The organism is Nocardiopsis sp. NPDC055879 (genome assembly GCF_053615935.1).
On the sequence record NZ_JBSHCT010000025.1, the window covers coordinates 64,097 to 74,843 of the forward strand.

Genomic DNA, 10,747 nt, shown 5'->3' on the forward strand with positions numbered 1-10,747 from the left:
CGCTCAGCCTGATCGGTCGCCGAAGACGATGGCCTCGGTCAGGGCGTCCAACAGGTCGGCTCGCAGGTCGGGGTCGTCGTGGGCCCGGCTCCAGCGCTCGGGGACCGCGGGGCCGGTCTTCAACAGTCGGCCGAGCAGGGCTTCGAGTGTGCCCTGTGGGTCGGCTCCGAAGGCCGCCCGATGGCCGTGGGCCTCGGCGGCCAGTTCCCGGCCCAACCAGAGCAGCCAGCGGCGTTCGTGGTCGGTCAGGACCTCCCGTCTCGGTACCTCCTCGTCGTCCGGCGCCGGTTCCGGGACCGGGTTGTAGGGGGCGCTGCGCGTGCGTCCCCGGGCCTGCTGAACCAGGGTGAAGTGGGTGGGCATGAGCGCGGCCATCCGGGACAGGACGTCGGTGAGTCGACGGGCCAGGTCCTCCCCGGTGATCTCGGGCAGGAGCCCGCGCAGGAGGAGACGGCGGCGCTGGTCGGGGGTGCGCGCGGGGTCGGCGTCCCGGCCCGAGGCGAGCTCGGTCATCTTGCGCAGCAGGTAGTCGCCGGTGGCGGTGGAGACCATGGGCGGTTCGCACACGGTGCCCAGCCGGCGCCCGTGCAGGTCGGCCACGGGTACGGCGCTGCCGTCCTCGGTGAAGGAGACGGATTCGCCGGGGGAGATCTCCTCGGGCAGGTCGGCGGCCGGGTTGCCCCACCCGGCGGTGAGCACCAGCATGGCCAGGGCCTCCTGCTCGACCACGTCGGTGGCGACCCGGGACACGTCGCGGCGCTGGGCCCAGCGCCGAGGGCGTTCGGAGAAGGCGCTGCGATCCTTGCCGTTGGGCGCGGGGCTCGGGTACACCCGGCGCAGGTTCTTGTAGGAACGGTCGCGGCGCACGTCGTCCAAGGCGTCGCGCAGCCGGTGCGCGGCGCCGCGGTCCACCCCCGTGACCGTGGGCAGGGCACGGGTCATGCGCATGGCGATCACCCCGTGCGGGTCGCCGCCGTGCTCGGGGCACGGGCAGTGCTCGACGCACAGGTCGATGTAGTCCCAGAACTGCTCGGTGTGGCCGGCGCAGCCCTGAGCGGTTCCGTCTGTGGAGCAGGGGCCGCACCCCAGCGCGCGGGTGAACACGCGAAGGAAGGTGGTCGACCCGTACAACTCCCAGGCGGAGCAGTGGTGCTTGCTCACGAACTCTTCTCCCCGGATCGGTCCGGGGCCGGGACGCTCCCCCAGCCCTTCCGGGGAAACGCGTGTGAGTCGAGAGCGAGCCGATGACACTCCTGCGTCAACGGGAGGTCATACAACAAAATAGGGCTTCTACGTGAGGAAAGTCAATTGTCGACCATCTTCTCTAAAGAGACGAATCATGTTCTTTTTATGAAATCGGTCAGGAGAAAACACCCGTCTCAGAAAGAACAGGCGGGAGTGGCGGAGCGCCCGCCCGCATGTGTCCGAGAGACTGCGGTGAAGACCTTGGAACAGGCACGTCGGCGAGAGGAAACGGGAGGTCCGACGTATGAGGGTGATCAACCTGACGCCGCACGAGGTACGAGTGATCGATGCGCAGGCGCGGGTGATCCGCACCTGGAAGAGTGCGCCGCGCCCCGCTAGGGTCGAGACCGACCGGGTACCACTACGTGAGATCGACGGGATCCCCCTCCTTTCCGAGGAACGCACCCGTGCCGCCAACCTCCCCGACCCCGAGGAAGGGGTCTGGTACATCGTCTCTTCCGTGGTCGGCTCCGCCCATCCCGAGCGCTGCGACCTCCTGGTCCCCTCCGACCTGGTGCGGGACAGCAAGGGGGTGGTGACCGCCTGCCGTTCCTTCGTCATCATGTCCGAATCCGCGAGGGGCGGGGAAGTGGTGGAAACGGTCGCCTGAGGAATGAGAAAGGACAACGTGGACGAACCCTCCGCAGCCGTCGTCCTCGTGGGACAGAACCCCACCCCCGCCCTGTTGGCCTCGCTGACCCTCCCCGTCGACCACCTGTTCCTGGTCTGCAGCGACGGCACGGTGTCCGTGGCGCGACGGGTCGCAGAGGCGGTGGAGCGACTGCGCGAGAAACGCGTCGTACGCGTCCTCAGCGTCGGCCCGGACCCGCATGATCCCGAAGCGGTCACCACCCTCCTGGAGCGGGTGCGCGAGGCGCTCGCCGGACGCCCCTGGCACCTGGACTACACCGGCGGAACCAAGGTCATGAGCGTGGCGGCGGCGCTGCACCACGAACGCTCCCTCCCCTCTCGGGCGCACCTGCTGCGCCACTACCTTGACCCCCACAGCGACCCGCCCGGACGGCTCGGGGTGGACCTGGCGACCCTGGCCGCGATCCACGGAGCCCGTTGGGAGGAACGCCGCGACCCCGCGCCGGTGCGCCGCTACCTCGCCGGCGGAGAGGGCGCGCTGCGTGAGGCCTATCCACGGCTGCCCGACGGCGAACTCAACGGCGTCATGGCGGAGGGACGTGTCCTGGCCCACCTGCGCCGACTCACCGGTGGCAGGCCCGACACCGAGGTCATGGGCGCCCGTCGGGTGGTCGACCCCTACCGGTCCGGTGGCTCCATCGCCGACTTCGACGCGCTGCTGCGTCACCGCCACCGGGTCCTGTGCGTGGAGGTCAAGAGCCGCGCCGAGGACGTGATCGCCCGGGCCGGCTGGACGGTCGCCAAGTCGCGTCGGGTGTTCGGTGGGGCCACCCAGGTCCTGTTCGTCTACACCGGCCCGGTCGTGGACGACCTGCGTGAACGCATCACCGCCTACAACCCGGCACTGTCCGCCCGAAACGTGCACGTGTGGCACGCCGACGCCCTCCTCGAACGGGTGACCTCCTTCGACGCCCTGTGCAAGGCCTTCCTGCCGGCCCTGGACAGTGGACGCGGAACGGTGCCGGCCACACCCCTACCCCTGGCCCCGGCCCCCGGGCCATCCGACCACCCGGGTCCGGAACAGGGCCCACTCCTGGTCACCCCGCTGGGCGGCAGCCGCCTGGGCGCCCTGACCGCGCTGCACGCCCACCGGCCCTCCCGCGCACTGGTGCTGCCCTCCAAACAGAGCCTGCGCGCCAACGTGCGCGAGGCCGCCGCCCGCACCCTGTACGCGGTCGAGAACCCCGGTCTGCCCGCCCCCGGCGCCGACACCCTGCGCGCCGAGGGATACCGCGACCGGGTGCGCCTGGCCGCCGATCCGGTGAACGGCTTCGACCCCGAGGCGGTCGCGGCGACGGTGGGGGAGTGGATCGCCCGTGAACGCGACGGGGAGCGCCCCGTGGTCGTGGACTTCACCACCGGGACCAAGGCGATGAGCCTGGGGCTGACCAAGGCCGCCCTCAACGGCGGAGCCTGCGCCACCTACCAACTGGCCCGCGACCGGTCCGTGGTGTGCCTGCGCCATGGCCGGCACGGACTGCGCGGCCGTGCCGGGCCGGACTGGTCGTTGGTGCTCAGCGGTTACGAACCCCTGGCGTCGGAGCTGACCGAGGTGGTCGAGGGACCGGCGCTCGACGAGGTCGAGGTGGAACTGCTGGACCTGGTCGCGCGCGGTCTCTCCAAAGCGGCCTCGGGTCCCTGCCGGGTCTGGTGGGATCCCTCCCTGGCCGACGGATCGGCCTTCCTCACCGCGCGGGAGCGGCCCTCCCTGGTGTTGGCCTTCGACGATCGGGCGGTGGGTCTGGCCGCCCCCGCCTGGCGCCGGCGCAGAACCCCGGATGGGCCGCGTCGCGAGGTGAGCCCCGGCGGGTGGGCGCAGAGCGTGTTCGCCGCGACCACGCACCTGAGCGTGCGCTGCGACGTGGCCGGGACCCTGCTGGCGCTGACCCGCCCCGGCCGTGACGTGACCCGGGCCGGTGAGCTGGTGGACTGGATCGCCGAGAGCACCTCCGAAGGTGTCGGTGACCAGGGGATCCGGTTCGGCGACCCTACTCGACCGTTGGTGGTGGAGGTCGACCCGTCGGCGCCGCCGGCGTTGTTGGAGACCGACGTCGGCCTACTTTGACCGGTGCGCCATGATGGCATCCGGGAAAAGAGGGTGAACGTGCGTATTACGGGTGGTGTGGCCCTCGGGGGCATCGCGATGTTGCCGGCGGCCGGGTGTGCCCCGGCGGAGCCGCAGGACGCGGCGACGGTGAGCGTCGACTGGCAGGCGTGTCCGGAGGAGCTGGAGCGGGAGGAAGGGCTGGAGTGCGGGACCCTCGACGTCCCGCTCGACCATGCCGACCCCGACGGGGACACGTTGGAATTGGCGTTGGCGCGTCGCCCGGCCGAGGGCCCGCCCGAGGAGAGGATCGGGTCCCTGGTGGTCAACCCCGGTGGGCCCGGCGAGTCCGGGGTGGACATGCTCGACTACCCGATGTTCGACGACGACGTCCGTACCGCGTTCGACCTGGTCTCCTTTGATCCGCGAGGGGTCGGTGACAGCGGCGGCTTCGCCTGCGGCGACTGGTTCGCGATCGATGACGCCCGCCGCGCGATCCAGGAGCCCACCCGGGTGACCGACGCCGAACTCACCGACCTGGAGGACGCCGCCCGCGCCTACGCCGACACCTGCGCCGAGGAGGTGGGGGAGGACCTCCTCGCCCACATCGGCACCCTCGACGTGGTGCACGACCTCGACCTGATCCGTCGGGCGCTGGGCGACGAACACCTGTCCTACGTCGGATTCTCCTACGGCACACACATCGGTGCCCTGTACGCGGACCTCTACCCCGACTCGACCCGGGCCATGGTCCTGGACGGTGCGGTGGAGACCGAACGGCCCAACGTGGAGATCGCCCTCGACCAGGCCGAGGGCTTCCGTGACACCTGGGAGTTGTTCGTGGCCGACTGCGTGGCCGGGGGCGAATGCCCCTTCACCGGGGTGGCCGAGTCCGAGGCCGAGATGGTCGACCTGGCCGACCGGCTCGACGCCGACCCGCCCAGCACCCACGGCATGACCGTGGACGGCCCCACCCTGCTGGCGATGGTCTCCCAGGAGTTGTACTACGAGGACGCCTGGTCGGAACTGGCGAGGACCCTGGCCGCCGTGGACGTCGATCCACACGGGGCGGGCGAGCGACTCGACGCCCTCTACGACGGCACCTTCGGTCTCTACGAGGACGAGGAAGGGGACGACGAGGGGGCCGGGGCGGCAGAGGCGGACGATGAGGCCGCGCTGACCGCGATCAACTGCGCCGACCGCGACGACCCCACCGACCCCGACGTCTATCGGAGGGCCGCCCAAGAGGTCGCCGAGCACGCCCCGCTCTTCGGCCCCGACCTGGTCTGGGAACAACTGCCCTGCGCCTACTGGGTGGACACCGAGGAGACCCCCACCGGGTTCACCGCCCCCGACGCCCCGCCGCTCCTCGTGGTCGGCACCCTCGGCGACCCCGCTACCCCCTACGCGTGGGCCGAGGAACTCACCGCGCAACTCGACACCGCGGTCCTGCTCACCTACGAGGGCGCCGGACACACCGTCTACGGCTACGGTGACCCGTGCGTGGACGGCGCCGTCGACGCCTACCTCTTGGCCGGGCAGGTGCCCGAGGACGGGCTGTCCTGCCCGGGCGGGTAAAACACCTCGGGACGCACTGTTGACCCCGGTCACGGCATGTTCACCGTGCGTGTCTATTGTTTCACTCCGAGTATGGTAAGTCGAGGGTTCGGCTACTCGGAGTGAGGTCCGGTGTGCGGGTGTGGGCGAGACGGCGACTTTGGGGTGCCGGAGTGCTGGCCACGATGCTGGCGATCACCCCCGGAACACCGCTCGCCGACGTCAAGGACGGGCCCCACCCCTTCCACGGACAACACATCGACTGGGAACCCTGCCTCGACCAGGACGAACTCGCCGAGATCGGGCCGACCGAGGGTGACCCGGACTGGCAGGCCCGCCTGGAGTGCGGCAGCGTCACCGTCCCCGTCGACCACGGTGACCCCGAGGGTGAAGTCCTCGAACTGGCGCTGATCCGCCAACCCGCCCAAGGCGCGAGCCGAGGTTCGCTCGTGTTCGACTTCGGCGGCCCGGGGATCTCCGGGACCGACACCTTCCTCGCCGGCGCCCTACCACTGGGTCGCGGTGTACGGGAGAACTTCGACCTGGTCTCCTTCGACCCCCGAGGCGTGGGCGACAGCGGCGGGTTCACCTGCCGAGGCCACGCCGACCTGGACGCTCTCCTGGCCCGGATCCGAGGCATCGACCCCCACGACCTGCCCGAACGCGCCCTGGAGAAGTTGGAGAGGGTCGCGCACGCCTTCACCATCGGTTGCGTGGACGCCGTGGGCGAGGACTTCCTCTTCAACATGGGCACCGTGAACGTCGCCCGCGACCTCGACCTGGTGCGCGACGCCCTGGGTGACGAACGGCTGGACTACGTCGGCTACTCCTACGGCACCTCCATCGGGGCCCTGTACGCCGAGATGTATCCCGAACGCTCCGGCGCGCTGGTCCTGGACGGGGCGGTCTCGATCGACGACGACCTGATCACCGACACCGTCGAACAGACCGCCGGACTCCAGACCTCCTGGGAGGCGTTCGTCGCCTACTGCCTGGACAGCGCCCCGGAATGCCCGTTCACCGGAATGGACAGCGCCTCCGAGGAGTTGGCGACCCTCCTGGACGGCCTCGACACGGAGCCGTTGCGCGTCGACGGGCGTGACCTGGACCGGTACGCCCTGCTGGACCTGCTGCGCGGTTCGCTGCACACCGAACAGCTATGGCCGGGCGCCGCCCTGCTGCTCGCCGGACTGGCCGACGACGAACGCGACGGGTTCGTCACCGACTATCTGTCGAGCCTTCGCGGCGACGACGCCGACGCGCCACCCGGCGCGGACGAGGCCGCGCACATCGCCGTGCGTTGCGCCGACCACCCCCGGCCCACCGACATCGGCGACTACCTCCAAGGCGCCCGCGAGGCCGAGGCCGCCTCACCGCTCTTCGGGGGAACCGAGGTGTGGCGGATGCTGCCCTGCGCCACCTGGCCCGACGCCGAGGCGACGCCCACCGGGATCAGCGCACCGATGGCCCCGCCGATCCTGGTCGTGGGCACCCTGGGGGATCCGGCCACCCCCTATCGGTGGGCCCGGGAACTGACCGAGCAGCTCGGCTCCGCCACCCTGCTCACCTACGAGGGCGGCGGCCACACCGCCTACGGGGCCGGCCGCGCCTGTGTGGACAACGCGGTGGAGACCTACCTGCTCGGCGGTGGGCTCCCTGGTGAGGACACCACCTGCCCGAGCGTGCTCTGATCTCCCCCTCCCGGACCGGTGGATTCCTGTTCACGGGCGAGCAGGAACCCACCATCGGTTACCCGGCCTGGGTGTTCGTCCCGGTCCTGGTCGCTCTGCCGTGCGCGGCCCTGTTCACCACGCTCACCCTGAGCCATCGAACCGCTCGGACCGCGTCCCCTCCCGATAGCGGCCCGGGGACACACCGAACTCCCGCTTGAACGCGTTGGCGAACGCGAACTGCGAGGAGTACCCGACCCTCGTCGCGATCGAGCCGACCGGTGCATCCTCCTCGTTCAACAGCCGGGCCGCGGTGGTCAACCGCCACCAGGTCACGTAGGCCAGCGGTGACTGCCCCACCAGGGTGGTGAAGCGTCGGGAGAACGCGGCCCGCGACAACCCGGCGCGCTCACCCAGTTCCGCCACGGTCCAGGGGCGCGACGGGTCGCGGTGCACCGCCTGGATCGCCTCGTGCACCCCGGGGTCGCGCATGGCGCCCGCGAAACCGCACCCGGCCCTCGTACCCGACGCGCCTTCCTGATCCAGGTGGGTCCGCAGGATATAGACCACCAGCATGTCCAACAGGTGCGGGATCACCGTGTCTCCGCCCGGACGCCCCGACCCCAGTTCTCTGCCGAGCAGGCCCACCGCCAGCGGTAGCTCGGAACGTTCCCCCACCCGAGCCGGCAGGTGCACCACCGGCGGCAACTCGGCCAGGAGCGGGTGGGGACGCGTCACCCCGGCGAAGTAGGAACCACCGACCGTCACACAGGTGGGTTCGCCCAGCGCCTCGCCCACCGAAGTGACGCCGAACGGCCCCGTTCCGGGAACCAGGTCCTTGGGGCGGGCGAACCCCTCCGAACACACCAGCGTCGGCACCGTCTCGCCCGCCACGGCCTCGGCCACCCCGTCCTGCTCCCGTAGGGACTTCGCGCGGTCCAACCCCTCGACGGGCGCCTGGGGATCGCTCACCAACGCGTGCTCGGCGCCCCGGGGCAGGAAGAGGACGTCGCCGGCGCCCAGCTGAAGTGGTTCGCGGCCCTCCATCAGCGCCCAGCAGGCCCCCTGCAACACCACGAGGAACTTGCCGCCGGGTACTTCCGGGAACCGCATGCCCCAGGGCGCGTACCACTCGATCCGCGCCGACCGTGGCCGACCGGTACGCATGGTCGAGATGACGTCGCTGAGTACATCCATGCCGCCAGCGTATCCAGAATGATGGCCAACATGGACGCTCGCGTATACATCGGAGCCGATCACGCATAGGAAGTCTCTTTCTAGGTCCGTACGGTCATGAAGGAACCGACCCGAAGCGAGGAAGTCCCATGACCGTCACCAAGACCCGCACCGCCCGATCCACCTGGCGTCCCCGCCTCATCACCGTGGTGGCCGTGGCCGTCGTCAACGCCCTCGTGGCCCTGGCCGGGCCCCTGATCGGAGCGGACATGGTGGTCACGCCACCCGGCCAGGAACCCGCCCCGATCGACTGGCCGGCCTTCGCGATCTTCAGCGCCGGTTTCGCCGTCCTGGGCTGGGTCGCGCTGCTGCTCGTCCAACGTGTCCTGGGTGCCGACCGTGGTCGCCTGGCGTGGACCATCGTCGCGGTGCTCATCACCGTGCTGATGTTCCTGCCGCCCCTGGCCGTGGGCGCCTCGACCGCCACCGCCATCGTCCTGGAGCTGTCCCACCTGGTGGTCGCCGCCATCGTCATCCCGGTCTTCTGGCGCACCGCCGGAGACTAGTCCGCTGTCCGAATCATGAGGGCGACACCGGCCCCTCGTCCACGTTCCGTAAGGGGTCGGTGCCGATATGTGGGGCGATGAGGGCAATGGCGTATGTTTCGGACATGCCGGCTGTCGATCGCATCCGCGGTCGCGCCGCCTCCGAAGGGACCACCCCCTGCAACTGAGCGCATTGCTCAACGGCCATGCCCACCAGGTCATCCACGGGGACCCCGACATCCCCATCACCGCGGCGCCCAGCGTCGACATCGATCGAGTGGCGCCGGGTTCCCTCTACCTCGCGCTCCCAGAGCACCCCGAAGGTGGTCCGGAGGGGATCGCCACGGACCTCGTGTCCGCGCGCCACCACGGCGAACCCGGTCGGGACATGGACGTCGTCGCGGTCACCGGCACCAATGGCAAGACCTCGGTGGCGTCCATGTACGAGTCCCTGCTGCGGATCGCCGCCGGTGCCCGGGTCGGGGTCATCGGTACCTCTGGGGCCCGGACCGGCGGTGATCCCATTCCGATGCCCCGGACCCTGCTCAGCACACCAGAGGCCCCGGACCTTCAGTACCTGCTGGCCCGCATGCGGGCCCGGGGCACCCGGAGCGTCGTGCTGGAAGCGACGTCCACGGGCCTGCTCCAGCACCGAGTGGACGGCTCCCACATCGACGTCGGGATCTTCACCGACCTGACCCAGGACCACCTGGACGACCACGGCACCATGGAGAACTACCGGGACGCCAAACCACGGTTGTTCCATGGCTTGTGCCGGCAGGCCGTGATCAACGTGGGCGACCCGTGGGCACCGCCATCCCGGCGATGATGCCGGGGGCCACGGTGTCCTACTCCGTCGAGGGACCGGCGGACTACCAGGCGACCGACCTGGTGGTCGACGCCTCGGGCGTCCGCTTCCTCCTCCGGTACGAGGGCCGCAAGTACCCGGCGGCGATCCCGACTCCGGGGCGTTTCTCGGTGTCCAACGCGCTCGCCGCACTGGCCACCTGCCACATCCAGGGACACGAGCTCTCCGGACTGGTGGCGGCGCTGGAGCGAATGCCCCGGATCCCGGGTCGCTTCGAGTACTTCGCGGCCCCGCGGGGCATCTCGGTGATCGTCGACTACGCCCACTCGCCGGACTCCCTGGACAAGGTCCTGGACACGATCCGCGACTTCGCCTCTGGCCGGGTGCTCCGAGACCACGCCGAGGAACCACGGCGACAGCGTGAATACGAGGACGAGGCCATCGCGGCCATCACCACCGTGGTCCGGGAACTGAGTTCGTTGGTCGAGGAACATGGTGGTGTGGTGGCGGGTACACCCTGGTTCTCTGGGGCAGGGGAGCCCGACGAGCAAGGGCGGCAGGCTCTCACGGAGGAAGTACCGCAGTGGTTGGTCAAGGTGCCGGTCAGAGTCGGGTCCGGTGTTGTTGCCAGGGTGCTCGTAGCCTTGGATGAGGGTGCCGAAGTACAAGCCTTCGAGGCACTGGAGGAGTTGTCGATCCACATAGCCGGTGGAGTTCAGGGGCCAAATTCAGCACGGCCGCTGCCCAGTTGTCGGCCCGGGCCCCAGAAGGTTTCTTCCCCGATGTGTCCGGGATGCGTCACATCCTGCACGAGGACGGTGTCGAGACCGTAGTGCGTCTGCGTCCCCTGGCCGGGAACGTGAAGCGGGTCTGAAGCCTTTGGTTTCGGGGCGGGGCGGGGCGGGGCGGGCGGGCGTGGGGTGAGTGTGGGTCTTTTGGCGGGTGCGCTTGGGGCCGGGAGTCTTGGGGTTGTTGGGCGGGGTGGGGGTGGGTTCTCCCTCCTTCCCCGCCGCGTGATTGTTGCCGCCCGCACCGCACGCGTCAAGGCGAT

9 protein-coding genes are annotated in these 10,747 nt (G+C 70.3%); 7 read left to right on the plus strand and 2 right to left on the minus strand.

The window, feature by feature from the left end:
- Positions 1-3: 3 nt before the first annotated feature.
- A complete protein-coding gene (locus tag ACWGKS_RS24960) occupies positions 4-1,161 on the minus strand; it encodes a hypothetical protein (protein WP_358510622.1) in 1,158 nt (385 codons plus the stop codon).
- Between the two features lie 328 nt (positions 1,162-1,489).
- On the opposite strand from ACWGKS_RS24960, the gene ACWGKS_RS24965 reads away from it, so the two are divergent.
- The 4 genes from ACWGKS_RS24965 (at position 1,490) to ACWGKS_RS24980 (ending at position 7,188) form a co-directional block, all read left to right on the plus strand.
- Entirely contained in the window at positions 1,490-1,855 is a 366-nt protein-coding gene (locus ACWGKS_RS24965; RefSeq protein ID WP_358510625.1) for a hypothetical protein, read from the plus strand.
- 18 nt (positions 1,856-1,873) lie between these two features.
- Positions 1,874-3,961: a CRISPR-associated protein gene (locus tag ACWGKS_RS24970; protein ID WP_358510628.1), complete on the plus strand. Its 2,088-nt coding sequence runs from the start codon at positions 1,874-1,876 to the stop codon at positions 3,959-3,961.
- A gap of 39 nt (positions 3,962-4,000) precedes the next feature.
- Positions 4,001-5,518: an alpha/beta hydrolase gene (locus ACWGKS_RS24975; RefSeq protein ID WP_452524216.1), complete on the plus strand. Its 1,518-nt coding sequence runs from the start codon at positions 4,001-4,003 to the stop codon at positions 5,516-5,518.
- A 152-nt stretch (positions 5,519-5,670) separates the two neighbouring features.
- Positions 5,671-7,188 carry an alpha/beta hydrolase gene (locus tag ACWGKS_RS24980; RefSeq protein ID WP_452524217.1) on the plus strand — a complete coding sequence of 506 codons (1,518 nt, stop codon included), beginning with the start codon at positions 5,671-5,673 and terminating at the stop codon, positions 7,186-7,188.
- A 123-nt stretch (positions 7,189-7,311) separates the two neighbouring features.
- Here the strand turns inward: ACWGKS_RS24980 and ACWGKS_RS24985 are convergent, their stop codons facing one another.
- Positions 7,312-8,364 carry an AraC family transcriptional regulator gene (locus tag ACWGKS_RS24985; protein ID WP_452524218.1) on the minus strand — a complete coding sequence of 351 codons (1,053 nt, stop codon included), beginning with the start codon at positions 8,362-8,364 and terminating at the stop codon, positions 7,312-7,314.
- Between the two features lie 128 nt (positions 8,365-8,492).
- Here ACWGKS_RS24985 and ACWGKS_RS24990 point away from each other — a divergent pair, with 128 nt between their 5' ends.
- The 3 genes from ACWGKS_RS24990 to ACWGKS_RS25000 all read left to right on the plus strand — a co-directional run bounded on the left by ACWGKS_RS24990 (position 8,493) and on the right by ACWGKS_RS25000 (position 10,529).
- Complete coding sequence (locus ACWGKS_RS24990) at positions 8,493-8,909, plus strand: DUF6069 family protein (protein WP_358510640.1); 417 nt, start codon at positions 8,493-8,495, stop codon at positions 8,907-8,909.
- Positions 8,910-9,081: 172 nt separating this feature from the next.
- Positions 9,082-9,717 (plus strand): Mur ligase family protein, encoded by a 636-nt coding sequence (locus tag ACWGKS_RS24995; RefSeq protein WP_358510643.1) that lies wholly within the window; start codon positions 9,082-9,084, stop codon positions 9,715-9,717.
- Positions 9,693-10,529 carry a glutamate ligase domain-containing protein gene (locus ACWGKS_RS25000; protein ID WP_452524221.1) on the plus strand — a complete coding sequence of 279 codons (837 nt, stop codon included), beginning with the start codon at positions 9,693-9,695 and terminating at the stop codon, positions 10,527-10,529. The genes ACWGKS_RS24995 and ACWGKS_RS25000 overlap by 25 nt, the downstream gene beginning before the upstream one ends.
- The last annotated feature ends 218 nt before the right edge of the window (positions 10,530-10,747 follow it).

What these genes read in the sequence shown, in the direction of transcription:
- ACWGKS_RS24965 (WP_358510625.1), top strand. Translation starts at nt 1,490, where the DNA reads ATGAGGGTGATCAACCTGACGCCGCACGAGGTACGAGTGATCGATGCG.
- ACWGKS_RS24985 (WP_452524218.1), bottom strand. Translation starts at nt 8,364, where the DNA reads ATGGATGTACTCAGCGACGTCATCTCGACCATGCGTACCGGTCGGCCA.
- ACWGKS_RS24990 (WP_358510640.1), top strand. Translation starts at nt 8,493, where the DNA reads ATGACCGTCACCAAGACCCGCACCGCCCGATCCACCTGGCGTCCCCGC.